This is a genomic window from Rhodopila globiformis (assembly GCF_002937115.1).
GTDB classification, from domain to species: Bacteria; Pseudomonadota; Alphaproteobacteria; order Acetobacterales; family Acetobacteraceae; genus Rhodopila; species Rhodopila globiformis.
In genome coordinates, this window is the sequence record NZ_NHRY01000182.1 from 56318 (window position 1) to 82240 (window position 25923).

The window sequence follows — 25923 nt, forward strand, 5'->3', positions numbered from 1 at the left end:
GCGGCGACATCACGCGCAAGCGGAAGCTGCTGGAGAAGCAGAAGGAAGGCAAGAAGCGGATGCGGCAATTCGGCAAGGTCGAGATCCCGCAGTCGGCGTTCCTCGCGGCGCTGAAGATGGATGCGTGATTGCCGCGCGTGGCCGCTTCGCCATGCCGAACGCGGATCCATTGGCGTTACAGCAGACCGCAGGTCGGTTGGGACACTGAGGCCCCCTGTCCTCATCGTCATGGCCCGGCTTGTCCGGGCCACCTATCGCGGCACATGTGCTGGAACAGGTGGCCCGGACAAGCCGGGCCATGACGATGAGGGAGCGCCGTCGCCCTGTCTCAATCGACCTGCGGCCTGCTGTAGAACAGCGACGCCGGTTACTTCCGGGTTGGAGCCTGTCTGAGTTGAGCCGGAAGGGCTGGAGGGCTTGGTGTCTGGCTGGTGCGGTCTTGGAACGAGACGTGGCCACATGGTCTGGCACGGATGTGGTCCGGACAGGGTGCCTCCGCCGGCATGGACAGCGTGGTTGATGGCGTATTTCCGTTCGAACAGAGAATGAACTGAGGGCCGTGGAGGGCCACAGGGATCAGGGGGACGTCGCGCGACAAAGTGCTGATGTTGCCGCCGTGGCAGGCTGATGCAGCCGTCCGGCCGGGCGGCGAGGCCAGGCGCCGCATGGTCCAGCAGTGCTGATCGCCGGGCGCTTCGCCGGCAGCGCCAGATCTTCTTCCCTGTGGCCCTCGGCAGTTCTTCATTTTTCTCTGTGCGAACGTTCAAGGACGACCGTACCGCACGTCCGCCGCCGGTGGCGCACGGTCAATCGAAACGCAGGCACACCCTGTCCATGCCATCGGCGCCCAGATCATGGGCCGCCCCTGGAAGAGAGACTCAGCCAGACACGCCTCATGGCCGGCACAAGGTCGACCATGAGGCAGTGACAACGACTCCGCCGCTCAACCGGCCAAAGAAAATCCCTTGTCGATAGAACGATGACCAAGGGTCCGAAATAGATTCACTGGACAAATGGTCGCCGGCGGCACAACATCAATCGACCAGATGCATCGAAGCTACTTCAAACGCGCGGTAACCGCGTCAATCCTGGCAAGCGTCACGGAATGGGCGTGCAACTCCTTCACGATGTCCGCCAACTCCTCCTTGGTCAGTGTCTCGTGGTGGAGAAACCGGCTCATCAGGTCCTGCGTAAAGGCGTTGTGCCGGACAATGATTTCCTCATGGCTCGACATGAACGCATTCAACTTCTCCTCAGCCTCGTCCCTGATCTCCTTCGTCTCACGCATATGCCGCTCGGATTGCTCGCGGCGAAGGTCAGCCTGCTCCTGACGTTCTTTCGAGGCATGCCGCATCCAATAAATCAGCACGGCACCGATGATGAGGTTGGATGTCAGAAGGGCGACACCGGCTGGCCCGACAGTTGGCGTCAGAGCGGCCAGGACAGAGAGGACTCCGTTCACGAAATCAATCATTCGCTTCCCTGCTTGCAGGGACAGGATGCCGGCTCAATCGGCTCGTAATACTGTGCCTGGGCTCCACAGAAATCATGATTATATTGCCTGAACACACTGCACAGGGCTTGCTCGTGAATGTATAGCGTGTAGTTCGCAAAAACATCATCTCCGTCAAGCGCCACCTTTAGCCGCTCGCGGAGATTGGCTTTCGGATGCATGCACACCCCATACCATTCCTGCTTGTCGATGCTCAGGTGCGGTGACGGGTATTTCGATCTGTATTTGCAGGTGAAGCATTCACAGGTTTTGTTGGGCATGCAGACTTCACAGCGAGGCGTTAGCATATGCTTCAATCGTTTCTGTGCGGTCCGGCAAGGTCCCGAGCCAGGCGCAGCCGTGTCCGATCGGGTCGTCGGCGGTGCCTGGCGCCTCGAACGAGAACTGGCTGCGACATGCATCCGGCAGCCCAACATCGGTCACTGCCTGATCATGTGGGGCATAAACCTTTACATTGAAAGCGATCCCGATTCCCTTGCCAGTATTCACACACGCAACGCCGCTATAAGCAGCGGGAATATCCACACTTAATCTGGCAATATCTTTGTACAAAGTTACACTCGACAGCCTTATACTGAGATTTCAACGGAATCAAACCAGGCGTGGCAGAGCCGGGCCTGACCGGTCGCCGGGCCGATCACGCTCGGCGCAATGCTGCCGCCCCTGGCATTCGCGGCAAACGTGAAGGTCAGCATCATTTCGCCAGGAGCCATCGTTTCGCTGCCCGGGTGGTTGACGGCCGGTACTGTGCCTGCCGTTCGATGGCAGGGTTGGATGGGAAGGACCGCGCCGGCTATGACGGAGAAGGAACGGCCCCGGCAGCAAGAGCCCCTCCCGAACCAGCCTTGCTCTGACGTCCGGAAGACGCGCCCCGGCCAGGCCGCCGGGAACTTCGTGCGAACAGTCAGGCTCAATGCCAATCGGCATCACCCGGCGTGAGAAGTTCCCGCGACGGCGGGAGACGATCCGGCGGCGCGGCCACCAGGCCGCTCAGGCGCCGATCGGCGCGCCGCGCCAGACAGGCCGGCTCCAGTTCCGGTTGCCGCCCGGCAAAGCGGCGCTGCTGGCGAGACAGCGTCGCCACCGGCTGCGCGGCGGTGGTAACCTTTTCGGTCTTCCAGGCGACGCGAGCGAAATCGGCCAGATCCTGTATATCAGGGCGCGCGGGCAGGTCGCGTGTGCGCAGTTGCGCCACCGGGGCCGCCATAGCCTGCCCAGGCGGCTGGCCTCGCGCCTTTCCCGGTCGCGCTTCGTTCTGCAAAGCCACCCGGCTCAGGGCGCCCAGGTTGCCGGCGCTGAAGACGATCGACCGCGCGGTGAAACGAAGCGCATGGTGGTTGCGAGCGTCGTAGCTGGTCGGCGTCTGCCGGACCGCCGCCTCTCGCGCCGCGTTGTCCGCCGCCGCGTCGCGGAAGAGTGGAGTGGGAAAACCCTGGACCTTATCCAGAGCAGCATCGGTGACCACGGCGGGCGCCTCGGCTATATCAGCACAGGAATTGCCCCTATCTACCACAAGTTGTGGACTAAAGCAAGAACAATTGTTCTGCCGTCAGCTCTTCAGCTTCCACTCGCCGGCCTTTGTGCGGCACCAACTGGCGGTGTAGCTGCGGGGCGGCCGTTGCGCCTTGTAGGTCAGGTCGTAGCGCACGCCGTGGCAGGCCATGCCGCTGTACTTGAACAGGCGCGTCACCGTCACCTTGCCCGAATTGCCGCTGGTGGGATTGCTCCAGGTCTCGGCATCGCCGACGTGGATCGGCTCCTTCTGGTTCAACCGCCCGGTCGCCTCGGTCAGCCTGGCCACGTCGTCATTGGTCAGGCCAGTTGCCTGCCGGCTGCTCCGGAACGGGTTGATCTGGGCATCGGCGGCCGACACGCCAATCAGCAGCAGCGCCGCCGCTGTTGCGTGCACAAATCCATATCGCAGCGTCACGTGGCGATTCCTTATCTTGCCGGTGGTCAGGCTAGCCAAACGCATGACAAGGATCAAACCCGTTGCGCTCAGGCGGCCAGCAGCGTCACCGGCAGGCTGGCCAGCGCGCGCAGCGTGTTGTTGTAGCGGCGCCGCGGGGTGCCGGTGATGGTGATCGCGCGCGCTTTCCGGGCCAGTGCGGCCAGCACCGCCTCGCCCTCCAGCCGGGCCAGCACGGCGCCGACGCAGGCATGGGCGCCGGCGCCGAAGCCGACATGGCCGGCGTTGCGGCGGGTGATGTCGTACGCGTCCGGTTGCTCCCAGCGGCGCGGGTCGCGGTTGGCGGCGCCCAGGAACATCAGCACCTTGCGGCCTTCCGGGATCGTTTCTCCACCGATGACCACGTCCCGCATCGTGGTGCGGAAGAAGGTCTGCACCGGGCTTTCCAGCCGGACCGCTTCCTCGAACGCTGCCCGCGCCAGCGAGGGCTCGGCGCGCAGCCGCTCGAATTCGGCCGGGAAGCGGGCCAGGCACCAGATCGCGGCCCCCAGGCCGTTGACGGTGGTGTCGACGCCGGCGGTCAGCAGCGAGCGCACCAGGATCTCGGCCTCGGCGACGGTGAAGCCGTCCCGCTCGGCCGCTTCATGGATCGCCGCGCCGAAGCCGGTGGTGGACAGGGCCTCGCGGCGGGACTGCGCCTGCACCCAGGCCAGCACCGGCTCGGCGTCGGCCACCGCGGCCTCGAACAACGCATTGCGCGGGCCGAAGCTGTTGAACACCATGTTGCCGTAGGGCAGCAGGAAGCGCCGGTTCTCGGCCGGCATGCCGACGGCGTCGGGAAATACCGTCAGCGGATAGGCCTCGGCCAGGTCATGGATGGCGTCGAACGAGCCGCGTGCCAGAAGATCGTCGACCAGCGTTTCGGCGGCACGGGTGAAGCCGTCGCGCAACGCGCGCACGGCGGCCGGCGACAGCACCTTGTCCATCAGCGCCCGCGTCCGGTCGTGCACCGGCGGGTCGGTTTCCAGCAGCAGGCTCGGCAGCCGCCACGGCTTTTCCCGGGCGAAGTCGGACAGGCCGACGCCGCGGGCGCTGGCGTAGGCGCGCCAGTCCAGCAGCACGGCGCGGACATCGTCGTAGCGCGCCACGGCATGGATGTCGTAGCGTGGCAGGTAGACCACCGGGCCGGCGTCGCGCATGGCCGCGTGCGTCGGACCGGGGTCGTCGAAGAATGCCTGGCAGAACGGATCGATATCGAGCGCCGGGATCATGCCGCTGTCCTCCCTTTGCCGGCACCCTGCGCGAAATCACGTCCATTGCCAACGCGGCCCGCTCGTCGGTAGTATTCATCCAACAACGAACAACAAAAGAGAGAAAAGCGATGACGATCACCGTAAAGCCGTTGCATCCGGAGTTCGTTGCGCAAATCCTTGGGGTTGACCTGCGGCAGCCGGTCGATGCGCGGACGGTTGCGGCGATCACCGAGGCCATCAACCGCTATGCCGTCCTGGTGTTCCCCGGCCAGATGATCACCGACCAGCAGCAGATGGCGTTCAGCCGCAACTTCGGCGAACTGGAAACCACGGTCCGCGCCTACCGCAAGGATTTCGTGCCCCGCCTCGACTTGCACATGGCCGACATCTCCAACCTCGGCCCCGACAACCGCATCCTGCCCAAAGCCGATCGGCTTTGGCTGGACGGGCTGGGGAACCGGCTGTGGCACTCGGACAGCAGCTTCAAGCGTGTCCCGGCGCGGTTCTCGCTGCTGTCGGCGCGGGTGATCCCGAACCAGGGCGGGGAAACCCAGTTCGCCGACATGCGCGCCGCCTGGGACGCGCTGTCCGATCGCATGAAGGCGCGGGTCGAGGGGCTGGTCTGCGAGCACTCGCAGTTGTTCTCGCGCGGCAGCATCGGTTTTTGCGACTGGTCGGAGGAAGAGCGCGCGCGGATGGCGCCGGTGCCGCAGGTGCTGGTGCGCACCCATCCCGGCTCCGGCCGCAAGTCGCTGTTCCTGTCATCGCATGCCGGGCGCATCCGCGGCATGCCGGACCCCGAGGCGCGCCTGCTGCTGATGGACCTGACCGAGCACGCGACGCAGCGCGCGTTCGCCTATACCCACCGCTGGGTCGTCGGCGACCTGGTCATGTGGGACAACCGCTGCACCATGCACCGCTCACGGCCATATGACGAAACGCAGGTGCGCGACCTGCGCCGCACCACGGTTTCGGACGACGTGCCGACGGTGGTGGAGGCGGCCGCCTGACGCTGATTGGCGTTGCGGCGGCGACGGGATGCCGCGCCTGCCGCATCGCGCTCAGCTTCCCTCCAGCCACCCCACCACTTTGCCGCACAGGCTGGGCTTGCGGCCGGGCAGGGAAGGCGACGGCGGTGGCGGAGCGGCCTGCGACCAGGCAAAATCCCGCTCGAAGCTGTCGCGGCGCCAGACCGGCAGCGCCTTGAAATCGAAGTCCGGATTGGTGGGGTAGCCGCGGTAGCCGAAACGCTCCAGCACGGTTTCGTGCACGTACTGGCTGGCGCCCGGGCCGACGGTGCGGCGCTTCTCGCCGGCCCATTTCCACAGCGGCCCCTCGAAGGATTCGTGCAGCCCGCCGCGGTCGTACGGCTCGGTGGTGTCGAGTTCCGGCGGAATCGCATTGAGATCCAGCGCCAGCAGCGGATCGACCTGTGCCAGCATCCACACGAACGGGATATCGGCCGGACCGTGGTCCGCATAGCCGCCGCCGACGTCGGCATGCACGCCGGCGAACCAGACCTGGCGGATCATCTGGTCCGGCGCGGGATCCCTGGTTGTGTTCCACAGGGCTGGCGCGAACGGCTCGCGGCGTTCATCGATCGCCAGCGCCTGGAAGGCATAACGGACGTGGCTGCCAAGGCTGGTGTCGTAGAACCGGTAGGTCTCGGCACAGGGATGCCAGTTCTTCAGCACCCGGTTGCGCGGCACGCCGAGCGCGCCCACCGTGTCCCACACGCCGATGCAGCGGATCGGCACGTCGCGGGCGCGCAGGGGGAAGCAGCGGTCCAGCGCGGCGAGGTCGCGCTGCGTCTTCGGCAACTGGCTCCAGCGCCAGGCGTCCATGAAGCGTCCCATCTCCCTGGCGTGCAGCAGGCCGATGGCGCCGATGAGCCCGGCGACGCTACGCGCGGTGAAGGCGCCGCGCGAGAAGCCGAACAGGAAGATCTCGTCGCCTGGGGCATAGTTGTTGGCCAGGAAGGCATAGGTGTCGCGGATCGCCGGCGCGAGCCCGATGCCCAGCGCCCCGCCCAGCATGTGATCCAGCGGATCGCCGGTCCCAACTCCCGGATGATAGTGCACGATCTGCGGCGTGCCGTCCTCGGCCTGCGGCGCGATGCAGCGCAGCATCCGCACCACGTTGGTGGCTGACGGCCCGGCGTCGTCGGCGTTCCAGGTGCCGTCGCAGCAGACGACCAAGCGGCGATGAAGCCCGGGCAGGGGCTGTTCTTGCGTGACCATAATGTTACGAAACATGCATTATGGCGGATCGGCCGTCAACGGGCCATCCGCGCTTCCAGACGGAAGCCGCTTCAGGCCGGTTGTGCCGGTTTGTGGCTTCGCGCGATCAGGCCGGCGACCTGTCCGCGGATCTCGGCGCACAGGCCGGGGTCGAGCCGCGACAGCCAGCGCGGCGGGATGTCCTGCACCCCGTAGGCCGCGCCCGCCAGCATGCCTGCCAGCGCCCCGGTAGTGTCGGCGTCGCCGCCCTTGTTCACGGTTTCGGCCACGCAGGACTGAAAGCTGTCGGTCTCGAAGAAATGGTGCAGCACGGTCTGCACGGTATCGACCACATAGGCGCTGCACAGGCCGCGATACGGCTTGAAACGGAACTGGGGGTGCCCGGCCACCAGGGCGGACGCCTCGCGCCGGGCCGCGGCAACCCCGTCTCCCGCAAGCAGCACACGCGTCATCCGCCCGAGCGCGAGGACCGCCGCGTCGGAGAGCGGGTGGTGGTGGGTCACATGGCTCTGTTCGATGCTCCAGCGTTCGAATTCAGCCTCGTCGCCCAGCGTGGCCAGCACGACAGGCAGGTTGCGCATCAGCGCGCCGTTGCCCGCGTCGCCCTCGCTGAACGGGCCGCAGACCGATCCGTCGCTCATATAGCGGCGGATCCCCCGCCGGCAGGTGTTGCCGACGTCGACGGGATTGCCCCTGAGCCACGCGGCGAACTGCTCGCAGACGCGGGCGACGTCCCAGGTCTCTCCTTCCAGGATGGCGCGGCCCAGGCACATCGTCATCTCGGTATCGTCCGTCACCTGGCCGGGCGCGAGACGCAGCCAGCCGCCGCCCACGATGGTCTCGTGCCTGCCGTACGTGGCCTCGATCTCCCGGCGGGTCATGAACTCGACGGTGGCGCCCAGGGCATCGCCGACGGCGAACCCGAGATAGGCCCCGAGCGCCCGCTCATGCAGGCTCGGCGTCGTCATGTCAGTGGTAGCTGGCGACAACCCGGTACTCCCCGCCAATGACCAGGTACTCGCCTTCCGCCTTGAGCGGATGGTGCGGCAACAGGGTATTGAAGAACAGGATTTTCACCGCGGGCACCCGCGCCTCCAGGATGTGGTCGCCGAAGCAGCCGGCGGTGTCGCGGTCTTCCGTGAACGAGACGACGTTGTTGAAGCGCATCACCACCGTGCGCCGATCGATCCGCTGCACGAGGTTCGCGTCATCGCATTCGTTGGTGCCGCGGAAGAGCGTGACATGTGTCTTCCCGGGCACGAAACGGCGCATCCGCCACTGGCAGAATTCGTACAGCAGGTCGAGTTGCGCATAGATGGAATTGTCGTGGAAGCGGGTCGACATCTTTTCCGCGACATACGTCGTCCAGGCATCGACGGACGCGGCGTTCATCTGCTGCTTGTGATGGGTGGGAAGCAGGCCGAAGCGGCTTTCCACCCATCCTTTGATCACCGCGCCTTCCGGGCTGTTGGCGTCATAGCCCCAGCCTCGCAGCAGGCGCATGTAGCTGGAGCGGAAGCGTCGGCGCGCCCCGGAGCGGTCGCGCTGCTCGGGATCGATGTTGAACGCCGCGTGGACGTAGTTCTCGAACGCGTCCGCGGCCTCGGCCGGTGTTTCCGCCTGGTCGAGCATCTCGAACAGGTTCCGGTTGAATTCCCGCACCCCGGCGATGCGCAAGGTCCGCGGCTCGTCGTTGAACCGCCAGCTGCCGAGGTGGCGCGGCGCGACGTTGACGAGGTTGCTGCTGTGCCCGGCGCGGGCAAACTCGCCATCCAGTTCGTCGTGCAGGTCAGGAGTGGTCATGCCTTTACTCGATCGGGCGCCCGGCCATCGCCCGCCTGCCGGCAAGGGACTGTAACGAACGCATTGCCGCACTATATCCCGCTGCGCGCGTCCCGGCTATTGCGTGCAAACGCCGCGGAGGCCGGGTGGCCTGCGCGTGCCGCCGGCGAACCGGCTGGACGCCTTGCAAGGCGATCGCGCCGCCCGCGAGGTCAGCGATCTGGCGCGGGCCTCGGGCCGAAGTGGCGGCTCGGCGGGATGAGCGCCCGTCCTGTGACGTTGCCGGAGGCGGTCTGGCATGTGCAGGTGTCCGTGACTGTATCGGGTTGCTCCAGATCACAGACCAGGGTGCCGGCATAGCACCGGCGGGGCGGCGGCGGGATGCTTGGCCCCGGGCCGGGCAAGGGCGGCATCCAGTCGGGTGTTGTCAGGGCCGGCGGCGGCGGGCGATAGGCCGGCGGGACGATAATCTGCGGTTGCGGCACAATGAGCAGGATAATGCCGCCGCGGCCTTGCGCGGTTGTGGCGAGCATCAGCCCGCAGGCAGCGACAGCCAGAACGCTACCGAAGCGACGGTGCAAGCTGCGACAGCGCGGTGCCGCGGATAGGCTCGATCTCCGGCCGTCATCGGCTGGTGGCAGGCGATGATCGCCGGCGTCTTCAGCGGCAGGCGGCGCGCCACCTCGATTACCTTGCGCAGCCGCGGCGCGGGGGCGAATGCGGCGCGCAGCCCGCGAGCTCAGCGGCTTGACGCCGTCCGCAAGGCGAGGCGGCGGCTGGGCGGGATGAGCGCCCGGCCTGTGACGCTGCCGGAGGCGGTCTGGCATGTGCAGGTGTTCGCGACCGTACCGGGCTGCTTCAACGGGCAGACCTGGGTGCCAGCATAACACTGGGGCCGCGGCGGTGGAATGTCTGGCGCGGGGGCCGGCCAGGGTGGCATCCAGTCGGACATTGCTCGTTCCGGCGGCGGTGGGGCGTGGGCCGGCGGGGAGTTAGGTGGCGGCGGCGGCACAACGAGCAGGTAAGGCGCCACAGCGGCTTCCGCGGCTGTGGAAAGCATCAGCCCGCACATGGCGACAGCCGCAACTGTACTTAAACAAGAGTACCATTTCATGGCGGCACCTGATGATCCAGGATCCGGGTCGGCCAGTCTGCGTTCAGCGGTATGGCCAGCCTGGATATTCTCTTGCGAACCGTCGGAGGAAAGACAGATTTTCTTGAATTATCAGTTGATTTGCTTAATGCGGCCGCCACTTCTCTTGTAGGGACCAAAGCATCGCCATTCAACACTGCGTTTGCCGAGCGGTGCGATAGAGCGGGCAGAGGCGCAATACCAGCGATCTGCGGTCGCGCCGGCATGGTATCGATTGCCCCGGTGACCGGTTCGGGACGCCCGGTCTGGATTACCGGGCGGCGCCGGCGGAACCGGAGCCAATCGCGGTAGGGGTGCGCAAGGCGCACCCCTACCGCGATTGAACACAAATGGTCTTCGATTTCGCAGTCGTGCGAACCTGGCAGGCGGTCATGATACGACCGGATTTTGTTCCACCGGAGCAAAGCGCTGGTTGGGCTTGCAGCCCTCGAACACGATCCACCTGGGCGGATCCATCGGCGGAAATCGGTCATCGGACCAGCCCGCCGGTATGTTTCCCGCTTTCAGGGCAATAATCTTACTGTGTCAAAAACTGAGAGATAGTCAATGTTATCAATGGGTTATGGGAGCTCTAGTTTGCGAGAAAACGTCGTGACTACAATGTGTTAGGCGGAAACTGACACAGTCAAAATAAGGGCTTGCTTGGTATCCATCATCCTGCCGTGTAGAAGTGCCGGCTGCCAGGTCTTACCGGATCATGGGTTTGTTGACGTGTCGTCAGCAAGTGCTGCCGGTTTCAGCGGGCTTCCGGCAATTGTGGCAAGCACTGTTGAGGCACGGCAAGAAAGAGCCTCCGGCCTTGTCGTCATCGCCTGGCAGCCCGGCCGGGATTGCCTCAGGCAGCCTTGCAGTGTCTGACCCTTTGATCAGACCGCGATCCTGGCCGTTTTGGCCCTCTTCTCCTGCCCCAGACGGCGGCCGGGCAGGGCGACCGGCCCGGACCTGGCGCCGATCTGGCCTGTGCTCAGGCTGGCTGCTCCTTCGCCGGCTCCGGCGGCGGCTGCAGGTCCGCCGGCAGCACCTCCGGCGTCGGCTTCGGCGGGGCGGTTTCCAGCAGCAGGTCCTCCCGCCGCGGCAGTTCCCGCAGGTCCTTCAGGCCGAAATGCGCCAGGAACTCCGGCGTCGTTCCCCACAGCGTCGGGCGGCCGGGGGTCTCGCGCCGCCCCTTCGGAGCAATCAGGTTCAATTCCAGCAGCGAATCGAGGGTCTGCTGCGATAGCGCCGTGCCACGGATATGCTCGATCTCCGGCCGCGTCATCGGCTGGTGATAGGCGATGATCGCCAGCGTCTCCAGCGCCACGCGCGGCAGGCGGCGCGGCACCTCGATCACCTTGCGCAGCCGCGGCGCCAGGTCGGGCGCGGTGCGGAACATCACGCCGGTGCCGATGTCGATCAGTTCGACGCCGCGGCCGGCATAGCGTTCGCGCAGCCGCGCCAGCACCGCGTCGGCGTCGATGTCGTCCGGCAGCACCCGGGTCAGCGCCCGGGCTGAAACCGGTTCGGCGCTGGCGAAGATCAGCGCCTCGGCGAGACGCAGCGAGTCCTCGTCCGGTTCGCGCAGGCGGTTGGGGGAAGCGGCGGCTTCCGGTACGCCGGACGAGGCGGCCTCCGGGGTCGCGGCGACGTCCGGCTCGCCGGCCGCGGTCCCGGCCTCGGCGAATCCCGGGGCGTCTGCGGGCGTCGCGTCCTCAGCCGCGGCGATGTCGCCGACCGCGTGCTCCGCTGCGGGCGCATCCTCGGCCGCGGCGGTGTCCGGCAGGTCGCCGGCGCCGGCATCCGCGGTGACTGCCTCGTCGCTGTCGCCGGCGGGAGCCATCTCGTCCGGCTGGCCCTGGTCCACCGGCTGTGCCGCCTGCCCGGCCGGGGCGGGGCTGCGGTCCTGATCGTCGCTCATCCGTCCTGTTCTCCATCGCCGCCGCCCCGGCGCACCAGGATCGGGCCAAAGGCTTCCTCCTGCCGCAGCCGCACCACGCCGCCGCGCGCCAGTTCCAGGCTGGCGAGCAGGGTGCTGGCCAGGGCGGCGCGCCGTTCCGTCGGGCTTTCCAGTTGATCCGGCAGGAACTCCTGCAGCGTCGTCCAGTCCGGCAGGCTGCCGACCAGATCTGCCAGGCGGCGCAGCGCGTCCTGCACGGTCCAGATGGTCAGCGGGCGCGGCTTGTACACCGTCGATTTCGTGCCGCGCCGCACCGCGTCCAGGTAGGCACGCACGAACGCGCCGGTTTCCAGCGCGATGCGGGAGCGGTCAATCTCCTCGTGGCGTTCCGGCGCGCCGCGGGCGAACACGTCCTGGCCCAGCACCGGCCGCGCCGCCAGCCAGGCGGCCAGCGTGCGGACGACGTTCATCTCGCGCAGACGCTCGGCCAGCGCCTCGGCCGCCTGCAGGCCGTCTTCCAGGTCCTCGGCCGTCGGCGAGGGCACCAGCAGGCGGGATTTCAGCCAGGTCAGCCAGGCGGCCATCACCAGCCAGTCGGCCGCCAGTTCCAGGCGGACGCGCTTCGCCCCCTCGATCACCGCCAGGTACTGATCGACCAGCGACAGGATCGAGATCTTCGCCAGGTCCACCTTCTGCGCCCGCGCCAGGTCGAGCAGCAGGTCCATCGGACCCTCGAACCCCTCCAGCCTCAAGACCAGGCTCTCGCCGGGCGGCTCCATCGGCAGCGGCGGCGGAGCGTCCGCCGGGTCGGGGGGCGGCGCGGCAGCCGCGGCGTCAGATGCTGGCTCCATCGAGCCCTGCGACATTCTGTCCGGCAAGCCAGAAGATCACCCGGAAAGCCCAGGGCAGGACACGGTCCAGCGCCGCGCCCAGCGGATCGAAGCCCATCAGGCGCGGCAGGATGAAAATCGCCAGCAGCACAATAAGGATGCCGACCCGCTCGAGCTGCGCCCAGGCGCGAGCCAGTGGCAGCGGCAGCAGGCCAACGGCGATGCGCCCGCCGTCCAGCGGCGGGATCGGCAGCAGGTTGAACAGGCCCAGCACGATGTTGGCCAGCATGAAATAGATCAGGAACTGCTGGGCGCCGGCGCTCCAGACGCTTGGCCCCAGCACGCTGGGCATGATCAGCGCCCCGACCCAGGCGAGGAAGAAGTTCATCAGCGGCCCGGCGGTCGCCACCAGCGCCATGCCGCGGCGCGGGTCGCGGAACCTGAAAGCCGAAACCGGCACCGGCTTGGCCCAGCCGAACATGAAGAAGATCCGGTGCGGCGGCAGCACCAACTGGGTGACCAGCAGGAAGCCCGGCAGGATGATGGTGCCGACGGGGTCGATATGCCGGATCGGGTTGAGCGACAGCCGGCCGGCGTCCCGTGCCGTGGTGTCGCCCAGCGCCAGCGCGGCGAAGCCGTGCGCGGCCTCGTGCAGGGTGATCGCCAGGATCACCGGCACGACGGCAATCGCCAGGTTGATGACGATGGGGAGGATGTTCACGCGATCATTCCCAGCAAGCGGATGCGTTCAGCGGCCAGCGCGTCACCATCCAGCGTCATGGCGGAGGCCGCCAGCCGGGCGCGGGCCGCCTGCAGCCGCGCCCGGACCTGCGGCGTCAGCGGCGGGCAGGTGCGCAGCAGCGCCTCGGTCGCCGGGAAATCGCCGCTGCAATACAGCGCGATGTCGCAGCCGGCAGCCAGCGCCCGGGCCGCGAGGTCGGCCGGCGCGCCGGTCAGCGCCTTCATTGCCAGGTCGTCGGTCACCAGGACTCCTTCAAAGCCGATCCGCCCGCGGATGACGTTTGTGATCACAGCGCTGGACAGGGTCGCTGGAGCGGCCGGGTCGAGCGCCGGGAAGACGATGTGGGCGGTCATCATCCATGGCAGATCGGCATTCAACACAAAAGGCCGAATATCGGCGTCCAGAACATTGTCGGGCACGACCGGCAACGCAAGATGGCTGTCCACGCGCGCCCGGCCATGTCCTGGCGCGTGCTTGCCGACGGGCAGCACACCGGCGGCGAGCAGGCCGTTGGCCAGCGCCCGGCCAAGACGGGCGACGGCGGCGGGACAAGATGCCAGGGCGCGGTCGCCGATGACGTCATGCGCACCGGGCACCGACAGGTCCAGCACCGGCGCGGCGGCGATGGTGAAGCCGGCGGCGCGGCAATCGAGGCCAATCAGGGCGCCGGTCAGCCAGGCGGCTCGCAGGCCGGCTGCGGGGTGGGTGTCGAACAGGCGGCCGAGCGACGCCGCAGGGGGATGGGCGCGCCAGTGAGGTGGGCGCAGCCGGGCGACCCGGCCGCCTTCCTGGTCCACCATCAGCGCGGCGTCTTCCGGCAGGGCCTGCCGCAGGGCCGCGATCAGGCGGCCAAGCTGACCGGGATCCTGGATGTTGCGGGCGAACAGGATGACGCCCGCCGGCGGGAAGGCCGCGAACAGCGCGGTCTCCTGCGCCAGCAGGGCCGGGCCGGCAATGCCGACGATCGCAGCCCTGGTGGGCGCAGCCTTGGCCGGGGCAGCCAAGGGGGTAGCCAGGTCAGAATTCCGTCACTGTACAGCCGCCGCCCTTGGCCCGCACCTTGTCGCAGAAGCTGCGCGCCTGGGCGACGTCGGCGAAACCGGACGTCCGCAACCGCCAGAACGTGTGCCTGTCGTGCTCGACGTGGGAGAAGCTGGGCTGGCGGCTGGCCAGCAGCTCCGGCATCCGCTTCACCAGCAGTTGCCACTCGGTCCGGGCGCCCTGTTCGGTGGTCAGCGCCGCCAGTTGCACCGTCGCGCCGTGGCCCGCCGGAGCGGACGTCGCGACCGGCCTGGATATCGCAGCCTGCGCCTTGGGCGTGCTCTGCACGACGGTCGCGGGCGATGCCTTGGGTGCTGTGGCCTGGACGGCGGGCGCAGGGGAGGCTTTGGACATGTGCTGCACGGCGGGAGTCAGCGAGGCCTTGGATAGGCTCTGCACGACGGACGCCGGCGGTGCCTTGGGTGCGGCCTGGACGACGGACGCAGGGGCGGCAGCGGATGACGCCTCGTCGGCCGGGGGAGCGTCGGTGACGGCGGTGCGCAGGGCGGCGGTATCCGGGGTCTCCGCCACCGGGCCGAGCCTGGCCTTGGCGGTGTCCGAGCCGCCGGAGAAAACGTCGTTCTCGGCGGCGTCGATCTTCATCCCGCCCGGATCGGCCGGCTTCACGCGGACCGGGCGCGCATCGGCGCTCACCACGGGGATTTCGCCGCTGTGCCGGCCGGTCAGGGTGGAGATCCCGATCAGCACGGCCAGCACGGTGCCGATGCCGCCCGCGAACAGCGCCATGCGGCGCACATCCGGGTCCATCCCCGGCCTGGCCACCTGCTGCCGCGCGCCGTAGCGGCCGGAGCGCGCGGTGATGGTGGTCGTGGTGGTGGTGGTGCGTATGCCGGGCCTGGGAATGCTGAGATCGTCTACCACTGTTCCGTGTCTTTCCCGCTGGGCCGCTGGCCGGCGAGACAGCCGGCTGTCAGCGCATTTCTTCGACTGGTTGAACGCCCATCACTGCGAGGCCGGATCGAATAACGACAGCCGTTGCCGCCACCAAAGCCAATCGCGCCCGCGTCGCCACGGGCTGGTCGGCCTGGAGGAATCGTAGCGTCGTGTCGTCCTTCCCTCGGTTCCACAGCATATGAAAGTCGCTCGCCAAGTCATAGAGAAAAAATGCAATTCGATGCGGTTCTCTTGCGGAAGCCGCGCTTTCCACGGTGCGCGGCCACAGGGCCAGGCGGCGGATCACGGTCAGTTCCGGCTCGCTGTCCAACGTGTCCAGCGGGACGCCGGCCAGCGCCTGGTCGGTCACCGTGTCGGCGGCGAACATCTCGGCCGCGGCGCGCAGGACCGAGCGGCAGCGGGCGTGGGCGTACTGGACGTAGAACACCGGGTTGTCGCGGGTGGTCGCCAGCACGACGTCGAGGTCGAACTCCATCTGCGCGTCGGCCTTGCGGGTCAGCATGGTGAAGCGGACGGCGTCCTTGCCGACTTCATCCAGCAGGTCGCGCAGGGTGACATAGCTGCCGGCGCGTTTGGACATGCGCACCGGTTCGCCGCCCTTGACGATGTGCACGATCTGGCAGAGCACGGCGTCGAACCGGACGGCATCCTGCGACAGCGCGCGGACGGCGGCCCGCATGCGCGCCACGTAGCCGCCGTGATCGGCCCCGAGGACGTCGATCAGGGCGTCGTAGCCGCGCGCGATCTTGTCGGCGTGATAGGCGATGTCGTTGGCGAAATACGTGTTGCTGCCGTCGGACTTGCGCAGCGGCCGATCGACGTCGTCGCCGAAGCCGGTGGAGCGGAACAGGGTCTGCGGGCGGGGTTCCCAGTCCTCGGGCGCCTTGCCCTTGGGCGGGTCGAGGATGCCTTCGTAGATCAGGCCGTCGGCGTGGAGCTTTTCGATCACCGCGTCGGCGGCGCCGGTGGCGACGAGGTTGCGCTCGGAACTGAACACGTCCTGCCGCACGCCGAGCAGGCGGAGGTCCTCGCGGATCTCGGCCATCATGGCGTCGATGGTGAAGTCGCGCACGGTGTCGAGCCATAGCTCGGGCGAGGCGATGCCGAGGTCGGGGGTGGCGAAGGAGGCCTGATACTTGTGCGCCAGCGCCTTGCCGACGTCGATCAGGTACTCGCCGCGGTATTGCAGGCCGCCGGGGACTTCGTCGGAAAACTCGGCCTCGGTCATCGGCGAGCCGATGGCCTGGAGGTAGCGCCAGTAGGCGGCCCAGGCGAGGGCGGTGACCTGGGCGCCGGCGTCGTTGATGTAGTACTCCTTGGTGACTGCGTAGCCGGCCTTGGCGAGCAGGTTGGCCAGGGCGTCGCCGACGACGGCGCCGCGGCAGTGGCCGATATGCATCGGGCCGGTGGGGTTGGCGGAGACGTACTCGATGTTGATCTTCGTGCCGGCGCCTGTGGTCCCGTCGCCATAGGACTCGCCGGCCGTCAGGATCGCCGGCAACAGGGCACGGAAGGCGTCGGGCTTCAGGCGGAGGTTGACGAAGCCGGGGCCGGCGGCTTCGGCGGCGGCGATCCCGGGGGCGGCTTTCAGGTGCTGGACCAGGGCGGCGGCAATCTTCGCCGGCGGCTGGCGGGCGGCCTTGGCCGAGACCATGGCGGCGTTGGTGGCCATGTCGCCGTGGGCGGGGTCCTTGGCCGGGCTGATTTCGACCCGCGCGGCGACCTGCGGCGGAAGGTCGGGGATGGTGGCGGCCAGGGCGTCGAGGACGGTCTGGCGCAGGTGGGCGTAGAGGTCGGTGGGGTTCATGGCGCGGGTGTTAGCGCGGAACGGGGGCGTGGGTCGATGGCGAGTTACCCCGCTCGGGAATCCGCCGGCGTCCGGTACAGCAGACCACAGGTCGGTTGGGACGCACCGGCCGCCGTTCCCGTCATGGCCGGGCATGCCGCATAGACGCTAACTTAAGCGGCCAGTGGCACCACCGTTGCTACAACGTCATGGTGGCGCAGGCCCACCATCCACGCCTCTGCCGGGATCAGCACCGCAAGGCGTGGATGCCGGGCCTTCGCCCGGCATGACGGTTGGGGATGGTCGCTGTTTGGCCGTCTCATTAATAAGTCAGCGCCGATGGGGACATGCCGGGCCATGACGATCTGGACCCCGGCGGTCGCCATCACGGCCAATCAGCCTCCCACCCGCGCGCGGCGCTCCCTGAAGCTTTCGACGACGTCGCTGATTGTATCATTGGAAAACGGCTTGGCCAGGGCCGGTATGGCGGCATAGCGGGGATCGATTCCATGCTGCGCGTTGCCGGTTATGAACACGAACGGCACGCCGCGCGCTGCCAGCACGTCGGCCACGGGATACACCAGTTCGCCGCGCAGGTTGATATCCAGCAGCGCACCGTCAAGCGTTCCGCCGCCATTCTCGACCAGCGCCAGCGACTGAGCGACCGTGCTGGCAGGCCCCACGACGGTGCAGTCGAGATCAAGCAGCAGATCCTCCAGCAGCATCGCGATCAGGGTTTCGTCGTCGACGACAAGAATGGCCAGCCTGTCATCCGGCGGCGTTGCATTCATGGCTGCCTCCTGATCCTTGGAGAAAGCGGAATCCGGAACCGGCATTGTGCACCCGCCGGATCGAAATGCATTTGCGTTTCGCCACCAAGCTCATGCGCAATGGCCCGTTCGAGCAGCCGCGATCCGAAGCCGCGCCGGGACGGAGTCACGACAACCGGGCCGCCATGCTCGCGCCAATGAATGGCCAGTTCCCCCGGTTCGCCGTCGGGCTGCACCTGCCAGCGGATCGCAATCGTGCCGTTGACGCCGGACAGCGCGCCGTACTTGGCGGCGTTCGTCGTCAGCTCATGGAACGCGAGGCTCAGCGTCACCGCCTCGTTTGGCGCGAGCCAGATGGCCGGGCCATCCATTGTCCAGCGCTCGGCCACGTCAGACACGGCGTAGGGCTGCAGGCCGATGCGGATGACGTCGGCAAGCCAGGCCCCTTCCCATTCCGAGCGGGTCAGCAGGTCATGGGCCGCGCCGAGTGCCGCCAGGCGTCCGGCGAATGTGTCGTAGAACTGTTCCGGCGCGGTGGAACGGCGCGTCTGGGCGGCAATGGACTGCACCACCGAAAGCGTGTTCTTGACCCGATGCACAAGCTCGCTCAGCAGCAGCGACTGATGCTCGTCCGCCCGCTTGCGCTCGGTGATGTCGCGCAGGATCACGGTGAACAGTTTCCGCCCGTCCACGCTGGCCTGCGAGATCGACGCCTCGATCGGGAACTCCTTGCCGCTGCGCCTGACTCCGTACAGGGTGCCGAGCTTTCCCATCGCCCGGCTGGTGACGCCGGTTTCCGCGAAGCCGCGGACATGGCCGGCATGCGCCTCGCGGAAGCGCGGTGGAATGAACTGGCCGAGCGGACCGCCAAGCGCCTGCTTTGCCGGACAGCCGAACATCGCCTCGGCGGCCGCGTTGAACAGCACGATGCGCTGGTCCTCATCGACGGTGATGATCGCATCCATGGCGGAGTCGACGACGCCGGCCAGGCGCGACCGGCTTTCCGCCATCTCCCGCGTCGCCTGTTTCCGCTCGCTGATGTCGCGCAGGATGTTGGCATAACCGGTCAGTCGGCCGCTCTCGTCGTAAAGCGGCGTGATCGAGACGTCGGCCCAGAAGCGCGAGCCATCCTTGCGCACACGCTCGGCTTCCTCATGAAAACCGCCCTCGGCCGCGGCAAGCCTCAGCACCTCCAGGGGGCGGCCGGCCTGCGCGACTTCTTGAGGAAACAGCAGAGAGAAATCATGCCCGACGGCTTCCTCCGCGGTCCAGCCCTTGATCCGCTGCGCACTGGCGTTCCAGGTCGCGACGCGGCCCTGCGGATCGAGCATGAAGATCGCATAGTCCTTCACGCTCGTGATCACCAGGCGATAACGGTCCTCGCTGTCGCGCAGCGCCCGCTGGATCAGCCTGTGTTCCCGTTCCTTGATCCGTTGCAGGGCGCCGGCCATGGCGCAGATCAACAGGCCCATGACGACGAACACGACCAGTGCGATAGCGTCCGACGGGCGCTCGATCGCGAAACCGCCTCTTGGCTCGAGCAGGCATATCGCCTCGAAGGCGGCTGAAAGCACCGTGATGAAAACGCCAGGGCCGGCGCCGCAAACGACTGCGGCGATTATGGTGGCGGGGTAGAACGTCAGATAGGGCGGTATGGCGCCGTAGCGAGCCTCGAGAAACAGTCGCAACGCGGCGGCGAGAACGAAGATGGTTACAGCAACACCGTAACGAAAAGACCAGTGACGTTTCCAGACATGCTGCATTGTCGTTGCCGACGCCACGCTCCGCGTTTGCCGACGTAAGGTGATCATCTTAAGTAGGTGGCGGCAGGGCTACCACAACTATTCAACGTCAATGTGCAGATCGCAATCCAATAGGTTGTTCGACATTAGACAATGCAACCTGTTACCTTGTTTTCATGTGTCCGGGACCGTGCCTGCCAATAGCCTGTCGGTACGCCCTGAGCAATATCATTCCGCAACAAAACGCAGTGTCCGCTGCTCCCGGGACCACCATGCCGGCGCCAGGCGCCGGGTGATGGACCCCACTCTCACCCCAGCCAGTCGGGCACCGGCAATCCCTTGCCGCGAAGGAATTCGGGGTTGAACAGTTTCGACTGGTACCGGGACCCGCCGTCGCACAAGATGGTCACCACCGTATGGCCCGGCCCCAGGGTCCGCGCCACCCGGACCGCGGCGGCGATGTTGATGCCGCTGGAGGTGCCGACGGACAGACCCTCATGGATCAGGACTTCATAGATCCACGTCAGCGCTTCCGCGTCCGGAATGCGTTCGGCGTCGTCGATCGCCGCGTCCTTCAGGTTCTCCGGCACGCGCGACTGTCCGATACCTTCGGTGATGGACGACCCCTCGACGGTCAGGTCGTTGCTCTTGACCCAGCCATGCAGCCCGCTGCCGTGCGGGTCCGCCAGTACGATGCGCACATCCGGCTTGCGCTCCTTCAGCGCCAGCGAGACCCCGGCCAGCGTGCCGCCGGTGCCGCAGGCGCAGGTGAAGGCATCGACCTGGCCGCCGGTCTGGTCCCAGATCTCCGGCCCGGTGGTTATCCGGTGCCCTTCGCGGTTCGCCAGGTTGTCGAACTGGTTGGCCCAGATGGCGTTGCCGGTGTCGATCGCCATCTGCTCGGCCAGGCGGCGGGAGACATGCACATAATTCTCCGGGTCCCGGAACGGCTTCGCCGGCACCAGCCGCAAGTCGGCGCCGATCATGCGCAGGGTGTCGATCTTCTCCTGCGACTGGGTTTCGGGCATGACGATGACGCAGCGGTAGCCGCGGGCATTGCCCACCAGGGTCAGGCCGATGCCGGTGTTGCCGGCGGTGCCCTCGACGATCGTGCCGCCGGCCTTCAGCGTGCCGCGCTCCTCGGCGTCGCGTATGATCGCCAAAGCGGCGCGGTCCTTGACGGAGCCGCCGGGGTTCATGAACTCGGCCTTGCCCAGGATGGTGCAGCCGGTTGCCTCGGACGCCCGTCGCAGGCGGATCAGCGGCGTGTTGCCGATGGCCTCGGCCAGGTCTTCCTGCCAGGTGGTGCCGTGATATAGGGCAGTCATTTGGACCTCTCTTTCCCCAGCGGAGCCGTCAGTATGGTTGAGAATGTCGTGCCGAAACAGACCTGGGATGCCCTGGCCGGCAATCCAGAGGCGCAGCTGGTCGATGTGCGCACGGAAGCGGAATGGGCGTTCGTCGGCGTGCCCGACCTGAGCCAGGCCGGAAAGAAAACCGTGCTGATCCCGTGGCAGACCTATCCGGGCATGCGGCGGAACGACGCCTTCACCGAGCAACTGGCGGATGCCGGCCTGACGCCGGACCACCACCTCTATTTCATCTGCCGCAGCGGCGCGCGCAGCATGGCGGCGGCCGAGGCGGCGAAGGCGGCGGGATTCCCCAACGTCTATAACGTCGCCGACGGGTTCGAGGGTCCGTCCGACCGCCAGGGCCATCGCGGCGTCACCGCCGGATGGAAGGCCGACGGGCTGCCGTGGCGGCAGCCGTAGAGCTGGATCAGCCTGGCCGGATCGCCAGGCGAGCCCCCGGCGGATGCCGTCGTCCACCAGGACCGATCGAGAGCGTTCCCGGCCACGGCGGGACCGCTCTCGCGCCGCGGGTTACCGCCGTGCCTGATCAGCGGCCGCGACGTGGGCCGGGCCCTCCTCATCGACCAGCAGCCGCAGCACCGTCATCCACGGGAACCGGGTATCCAGCACGACGCCCTCGGGCGCCGCGAGCTTGCCGTCCGCCGTCACCGGCACGTAATTCATCGTCACCGAATCCTGCACGTTGCCGCCGATGACCGCGATCCGGCCGGGCACCGAGGTATCGACAACGATATCGCAGTGCGAGGTGAACAGCCCGGGCGTCGGCAGGTCCTCGTAGCGCAGCCCCCGGGCGGCGCCGCGGCCGAAGCAGACGAGGTCGCCCGGGCGCGGCGCGTAGTCCTGCACCCGTTCGGCTGCCACCAGCCAGCCGGTCGCCTGGCCGAGCGTCATCTTTTTCGCCGCGTTGATGTAGTCGGCATGATCGGCGGAATACGGAAAGCGCCGCCCGGCGCCGGCGATGCGCATGACGTAGGAAACGAACGCGGCGGACCAGGCGTAGTCGCCATCCATATCCGGCGGGAACACCACGCCATGCCCGTCATGCTTGCCGGTCCAGTCGCTTTCCGCCGAGCCCGCGTTGAGGCCGAGCCACCAATATTCGCCGACGCGCTGCCACAGGCCCTGCTCGCGTTCCGGCTTGATGGTGCGATCGGCTTCCGCCTCGGGGTCCGCCATGGTCCGGCCGAACAGGCGCCATTCCCGCAGCGCGATGGCGACGACGGCCTGACGGGAAAACGGCTGGAACGGAACCTTGGCGAAAGGCGGCACATGAGCGTCGGGCATTGGCTTCCCCATGCAGGCGGTCAGCAGGAACAGAATTGGGAGTAGTGCCAGGCGAGCCGCGCGGCGGATGCCTGGCCACGGCAGGCGGTTGGTGGCGCGATGTTCGGGGTTCATGGGCCTGGCAGGTTGATCGGCGGGATCCTGTTACGCCTGCTCGGAACGCAATGCCATGCTCGTGATCGCACGCAGGGCATTCGCGCTTCAGAACAGAGGCAATACCAACGACCCTGCTGCCGCGCCGCCGGCAGCGGCGAGCGGATCACCGCGAACTCCATCGCCCGCTCCATGGAGCGGAAGCCACCGAAAATCGTCTGGCGCAATTTCATCATCCGCCCGTCGCGACGGCACACGCGGGTCGGCGTTGGTTTGCCGCAGGCTGAGCCGCAAGAGCAGGTTGCGACCAACCCGGCCGCCGATGCGGAAGCCGGTTTCATCAGCAATTCTAAAGCGGACCGCAGGCCGGTTGGGACGCACAGGCGGCCTGTCTTCATCGTCATGGCCCGGCTCGTCCCCATTGGCGCTAACCTAAATGGGGAACAGGGCATGGTCGTCGCCTTATCGTCATGGCCGGGCGTGTCCCGGCCATCTACCCCCCCGCCGTCGAAGCGCAGATGGCCGGGACACGCCCGACCATGACGGTGAGGTAACGGACCTGGCCCTGTCTCTCTGAAGTCAGCGCCCATGCAGCTTGTCCCTACCGGATGCACAGATCCCGGAAACGATCCGCGGCAGCCGTGGCTCACACTGTCATGGCCGGTGCTGATTTCACCGGCAGCAATCAGGCTGACACGGGGTTCGCACCGAGTTTCACGGAGGACGTGGATATCGCGCTTCGCGCGAAGCGCATGAAGTCATCGGACGCGGCCACAGAGGCGGCCACAGGGGTGACCATGTTGCGGGCGTCCCGGAAGACTCTGCGGAGCTCCGTGCAAACCCCGTGGAACTCCGTGTTCGCTTGATTGCGGAGGCAAATCCGCCCCGCCCTATCCGGGTCCGCACCACACCCCACGCCCGATGCGCGGCTCACGCCGCGTCGCCCTGTCTCAACCGACCTGAGGTCTGCTGTAGATCCCGTTGTTCAAATATGGAGAGCGCGGCCTTCAACTGCCAGAGCAGCTTCCTTTACCGCTTCGCTCAAGGTCGGGTGGGCGTGGCAAATTCGCGCCACGTCCTCCGCGGACGCACCGAATTCGATTGCCGTTGTCAGTTCGGCAATGAGCGTGCCTGCATCCGGCCCGATCACGTGCGCCCCAAGCAGACGGTCTGTCGTCTTATCCGCCAGGATCTTCACAAACCCGTCTATGTCGCCCATCGCCCGGGCACGTCCGTTCGCCGAAAACGGAAACTTGCCGACAGTATAGGCAATGCCACCGGCCTTCAGCTCTTCTTCGGTCTGACCTACCGAGGCAACCTCCGGCCATGTATAGACAACGCCCGGGATCGCATTGTAGTTCACATGTCCCGTCTGGCCAGCAAGGATTTCAGCGACCGCAACACCCTCATCCTCGCCTTTGTGCGCCAGCATCGGGCCTGCGATCACATCGCCAATGGCATAGATGCCCGGAACATTCGTTTCATAGTGCGCATCGACCTTGACTCGCCCACGGTCGTCCAGCGCGACGCCGACATCCTCCAGGCCAAGGCCGCTGGTATAGGGACGCCGGCCGATGGAGACCAGCACGATATCGGCGGAGATCGTTTCCTCTGCACCGCCTGCCGCCGGTTCCACCACCAGTCTGACGCCATTTTCCGCTACACTGGCGCTGGTGACTTTCATGCCCAGCCTGAACCTGAGTCCCTGCTTCTGCAGGATGCGCTGAAATGCTCCGGCAATCTCATTGTCCATGCCCGGTACGATACGATCAAGGAACTCCACGACCGTGACGTCCGCGCCTAGGCGGCGCCAGACACTGCCCAGTTCCAGTCCGATGACGCCACCGCCGATCACCACGAGGTGGCCGGGCACCTTGTCCAGCTCCAACGCGCCGGTCGACGTAACGATCTGCTTCTCGTCCACGACGACACCAGGCAGGGGCACGCTTTCACTGCCGGTGGCTATGACAATACTTTTTGCCGCGTAAGCCTTGCCATCGACATCCACGGTGCCGGGAGCAGTAATGCGCCCGGTACCTTTCAACCAGGCAACTTTGTTCTTGCGGAACAGGAATTCGACGCCTTTGGTGTTGGCGGCTACAACCTCGGACTTGCGCGCCTGCATGCGGGCAAGATCTAGCTCCAGGCCATCGATGAGCACACCATGGTCCTTGAGCGCATGTTTGGCTTTTTCGAACTCTTCCGAGGACTGCAGCAGGGCCTTGGACGGGATGCAGCCGATATTCAGGCAGGTGCCACCCAACGTCCCGCGCTTCTCGACGCAGGCGACTTTCAGGCCAAGCTGTGCGGCCCGGATCGCGCAGACATAACCGCCAGGGCCGGAGCCAACAACAATGACGTCAAAGGAATCACTCATTGCCGTCGGCTCCTAAAGGTCCAGCAACAGGCGGCGGGGGTCCTCGACGCCTTCCTTGACACGGACCAGGAATGATACCGCTTCCTTTCCGTCGACGATGCGATGATCGTAGCTGAGGGCCAGGTACATCATCGGCCGGATCTCGATCTTGCCGCCGGCAACGACAGGTCGATCCTGGATCTTGTGCATGCCCAGGATTGCCGACTGCGGCGGGTTCAGGATGGGCGTCGACAACAGGGAGCCATAGATGCCACCGTTGGTGATGCTGAACGTGCCGCCCGTCAGCTCCTCCAGCTTCAGCGCGCCATCCCGCGCGCGCCGGCCGAAGTCGGTAATCGCGGCCTCGATGCCTGCAAAACCGAGCTTGTCCGCGTCGCGAATGACCGGCACGACCAGTCCGGACGGGCCGCCGACCGCGATCCCCATGTGGACGAAGTTCTTGTAGACGATGTCGTCGCCATCGATTTCGGCGTTGACGGCCGGGAACTCCTTCAGCGCCACGCAGCAGGCGCGGACGAACACGCTCATGAAACCGAGGCGGACGCCCTTGTGCTTCTTCTCGAAAGCGTCGCGGTATTCACTGCGGAGCGCCATGATCGCGCTCATGTCCACCTCGTTGAAGGTGGTCAGCATCGCCGCGTTGTTCTGCGCTTCCTTGAGGCGCAGCGCAATCGTGCGACGCAGGCGCGTCATCTTCACCCGCTGCTCGCCTGGCTCATCCTGGCGTGGCCCCTTCGCGACCGGAACAGACGCAGGGGCCGGAGCCGGGCGGTTCAGGAAACCCAGCACGTCGCCTTTGGTAATGCGCCCATCCTTGCCGGTACCGGCACCAACATCGCCCGCAGCGATCTGGTTGTCGGCGAGAAGCTTCGCGGCCGCTGGCAAGGGTGCGTGAACCGGCTCCGACGCCGCCGGCCGGGACACCGGTCCCAAAGGCCGCGGCGGCGGATTGATGCCAGCGGGCGGATTGGCGGCTGGCCTGGCCGGTTGTGCCTGGGTGGACGCATCAGCCGGAACAACCAGGCCCAATACCGCGCCGACTTCGACTTCCGTGCCTTCAGGCACAACAATCGAGGACAGGACGCCGGCGGACGGCGCATTCACCTCGACCGTCACCTTGTCGGTCTCGAGTTCCACCAGGGGCTCATCGGCCGCCACAGCGTCACCTTGCTGCTTCATCCAGCGAGCAATGGTCGCAGTGGTCACGCTTTCGCCCAGCGCGGGCACTAGGATCTCGGTCGCCACGG

26 protein-coding genes are annotated in these 25923 nt (G+C 66.8%); 4 read left to right on the forward strand and 22 right to left on the reverse strand.

Features of this window, described 5'->3' with window-relative positions; translation table 11 throughout:
* On the forward strand, positions 1-128 hold a 128-nt coding region (locus CCS01_RS16760), incomplete at its 5' end, for a hypothetical protein (RefSeq protein ID WP_146101811.1).
* 929 nt (positions 129-1057) lie between these two features.
* Here the strand turns inward: CCS01_RS16760 and CCS01_RS16765 are convergent.
* The 7 genes from CCS01_RS16765 to CCS01_RS16780 all read right to left on the reverse strand — a co-directional run bounded on the left by CCS01_RS16765 (position 1058) and on the right by CCS01_RS16780 (position 4693).
* Positions 1058-1474 carry a hypothetical protein gene (locus CCS01_RS16765; protein WP_104519922.1) on the reverse strand — a complete coding sequence of 139 codons (417 nt, stop codon included), beginning with the start codon at positions 1472-1474 and terminating at the stop codon, positions 1058-1060.
* Complete coding sequence (locus CCS01_RS32910) at positions 1471-1773, reverse strand: hypothetical protein (RefSeq protein WP_146101809.1); 303 nt, start codon at positions 1771-1773, stop codon at positions 1471-1473. The genes CCS01_RS16765 and CCS01_RS32910 overlap by 4 nt, the downstream gene beginning before the upstream one ends.
* A 7-nt stretch (positions 1774-1780) precedes the next feature.
* Positions 1781-2065, reverse strand: a complete 285-nt coding sequence (locus tag CCS01_RS32915; RefSeq protein WP_146101810.1) for a hypothetical protein — start codon at positions 2063-2065, stop codon at positions 1781-1783.
* A gap of 17 nt (positions 2066-2082) precedes the next feature.
* Positions 2083-2211 carry a hypothetical protein gene (locus CCS01_RS35735; protein ID WP_275112928.1) on the reverse strand — a complete coding sequence of 43 codons (129 nt, stop codon included), beginning with the start codon at positions 2209-2211 and terminating at the stop codon, positions 2083-2085.
* 212 nt (positions 2212-2423) lie between these two features.
* On the reverse strand, positions 2424-2978 hold the full coding sequence (locus CCS01_RS16770; RefSeq protein ID WP_104519923.1) for a hypothetical protein: 555 nt from the start codon (positions 2976-2978) through the stop codon (positions 2424-2426).
* 84 nt (positions 2979-3062) lie between these two features.
* Positions 3063-3443, reverse strand: coding sequence for an RT0821/Lpp0805 family surface protein (locus CCS01_RS16775; RefSeq protein WP_104519924.1), 381 nt, complete (start codon positions 3441-3443; stop codon positions 3063-3065).
* A 68-nt stretch (positions 3444-3511) separates the two neighbouring features.
* Positions 3512-4693, reverse strand: a complete 1182-nt coding sequence (locus CCS01_RS16780) for a cytochrome P450 (protein ID WP_104519925.1) — start codon at positions 4691-4693, stop codon at positions 3512-3514.
* Positions 4694-4803: 110 nt separating this feature from the next.
* Between CCS01_RS16780 and CCS01_RS16785 the strand changes: the two genes are divergently transcribed.
* On the forward strand, positions 4804-5685 hold the full coding sequence (locus CCS01_RS16785) for a TauD/TfdA dioxygenase family protein (protein ID WP_104519926.1): 882 nt from the start codon (positions 4804-4806) through the stop codon (positions 5683-5685).
* Positions 5686-5736: 51 nt separating this feature from the next.
* Here the strand turns inward: CCS01_RS16785 and CCS01_RS16790 are convergent, their stop codons facing one another.
* From CCS01_RS16790 to CCS01_RS16800, 3 genes are all read right to left on the reverse strand, one after another.
* The gene (locus CCS01_RS16790; RefSeq protein WP_158258448.1) at positions 5737-6915 is read right to left on the reverse strand and encodes a T6SS phospholipase effector Tle1-like catalytic domain-containing protein; all 1179 of its coding nucleotides are present in this window, start codon (positions 6913-6915) and stop codon (positions 5737-5739) included.
* A gap of 71 nt (positions 6916-6986) precedes the next feature.
* On the reverse strand, positions 6987-7883 hold the full coding sequence (gene draG, locus CCS01_RS16795; RefSeq protein WP_104519928.1) for an ADP-ribosyl-[dinitrogen reductase] hydrolase: 897 nt from the start codon (positions 7881-7883) through the stop codon (positions 6987-6989).
* Position 7884: 1 nt separating this feature from the next.
* On the reverse strand, positions 7885-8718 hold the full coding sequence (locus tag CCS01_RS16800) for an NAD(+)--dinitrogen-reductase ADP-D-ribosyltransferase (RefSeq protein WP_104519929.1): 834 nt from the start codon (positions 8716-8718) through the stop codon (positions 7885-7887).
* Between the two features lie 623 nt (positions 8719-9341).
* On the opposite strand from CCS01_RS16800, the gene CCS01_RS16805 reads away from it, so the two are divergent.
* Positions 9342-9584, forward strand: coding sequence for a hypothetical protein (locus CCS01_RS16805; RefSeq protein ID WP_104519930.1), 243 nt, complete (start codon positions 9342-9344; stop codon positions 9582-9584).
* A gap of 1230 nt (positions 9585-10814) precedes the next feature.
* On the opposite strand, the gene scpB is transcribed toward CCS01_RS16805, so the two are convergent.
* The 9 genes from scpB to CCS01_RS16850 form a co-directional block, all read right to left on the reverse strand.
* A complete protein-coding gene (gene scpB, locus CCS01_RS16810) occupies positions 10815-11411 on the reverse strand; it encodes an SMC-Scp complex subunit ScpB (RefSeq protein WP_104519965.1) in 597 nt (198 codons plus the stop codon).
* A gap of 329 nt (positions 11412-11740) precedes the next feature.
* Complete coding sequence (locus CCS01_RS16815) at positions 11741-12574, reverse strand: segregation and condensation protein A (RefSeq protein WP_104519966.1); 834 nt, start codon at positions 12572-12574, stop codon at positions 11741-11743.
* Entirely contained in the window at positions 12558-13274 is a 717-nt protein-coding gene (locus CCS01_RS16820; RefSeq protein WP_104519931.1) for a site-2 protease family protein, read from the reverse strand. The genes CCS01_RS16815 and CCS01_RS16820 overlap by 17 nt, the downstream gene beginning before the upstream one ends.
* Entirely contained in the window at positions 13271-14299 is a 1029-nt protein-coding gene (gene nagZ / locus CCS01_RS16825; RefSeq protein WP_104519932.1) for a beta-N-acetylhexosaminidase, read from the reverse strand. Before nagZ ends, CCS01_RS16820 begins: the two co-directional genes overlap by 4 nt.
* Positions 14300-14312: 13 nt before the next feature.
* Positions 14313-15218, reverse strand: coding sequence for an SPOR domain-containing protein (locus CCS01_RS16830; protein WP_104519933.1), 906 nt, complete (start codon positions 15216-15218; stop codon positions 14313-14315).
* Between the two features lie 49 nt (positions 15219-15267).
* A complete protein-coding gene (argS, locus tag CCS01_RS16835) occupies positions 15268-17058 on the reverse strand; it encodes an arginine--tRNA ligase (protein ID WP_104519934.1) in 1791 nt (596 codons plus the stop codon).
* Positions 17059-17432: 374 nt separating this feature from the next.
* Positions 17433-17828 (reverse strand): response regulator, encoded by a 396-nt coding sequence (locus CCS01_RS16840; protein ID WP_104519935.1) that lies wholly within the window; start codon positions 17826-17828, stop codon positions 17433-17435.
* Positions 17825-19570 (reverse strand): PAS domain S-box protein, encoded by a 1746-nt coding sequence (locus tag CCS01_RS16845; protein WP_158258449.1) that lies wholly within the window; start codon positions 19568-19570, stop codon positions 17825-17827. The genes CCS01_RS16840 and CCS01_RS16845 overlap by 4 nt, the downstream gene beginning before the upstream one ends.
* A 287-nt stretch (positions 19571-19857) precedes the next feature.
* The gene (locus tag CCS01_RS16850; protein ID WP_104519937.1) at positions 19858-20877 is read right to left on the reverse strand and encodes a cysteine synthase A; all 1020 of its coding nucleotides are present in this window, start codon (positions 20875-20877) and stop codon (positions 19858-19860) included.
* Between the two features lie 33 nt (positions 20878-20910).
* Here CCS01_RS16850 and CCS01_RS16855 point away from each other — a divergent pair, with 33 nt between their 5' ends.
* Complete coding sequence (locus CCS01_RS16855) at positions 20911-21321, forward strand: rhodanese-like domain-containing protein (RefSeq protein WP_104519938.1); 411 nt, start codon at positions 20911-20913, stop codon at positions 21319-21321.
* A 111-nt stretch (positions 21322-21432) separates the two neighbouring features.
* Here CCS01_RS16855 and CCS01_RS16860 read toward each other — a convergent pair whose 3' ends face one another.
* The 3 genes from CCS01_RS16860 to odhB all read right to left on the reverse strand — a co-directional run bounded on the left by CCS01_RS16860 (position 21433) and on the right by odhB (position 25921).
* Positions 21433-22320, reverse strand: a complete 888-nt coding sequence (locus CCS01_RS16860; RefSeq protein ID WP_104519939.1) for a DUF2272 domain-containing protein — start codon at positions 22318-22320, stop codon at positions 21433-21435.
* Between the two features lie 964 nt (positions 22321-23284).
* Complete coding sequence (gene lpdA, locus CCS01_RS16870; protein ID WP_104519941.1) at positions 23285-24676, reverse strand: dihydrolipoyl dehydrogenase; 1392 nt, start codon at positions 24674-24676, stop codon at positions 23285-23287.
* A 12-nt stretch (positions 24677-24688) separates the two neighbouring features.
* The gene (gene odhB / locus CCS01_RS16875) at positions 24689-25921 is read right to left on the reverse strand and encodes a 2-oxoglutarate dehydrogenase complex dihydrolipoyllysine-residue succinyltransferase (protein ID WP_104519942.1); all 1233 of its coding nucleotides are present in this window, start codon (positions 25919-25921) and stop codon (positions 24689-24691) included.
* Positions 25922-25923 lie beyond the last annotated feature (2 nt).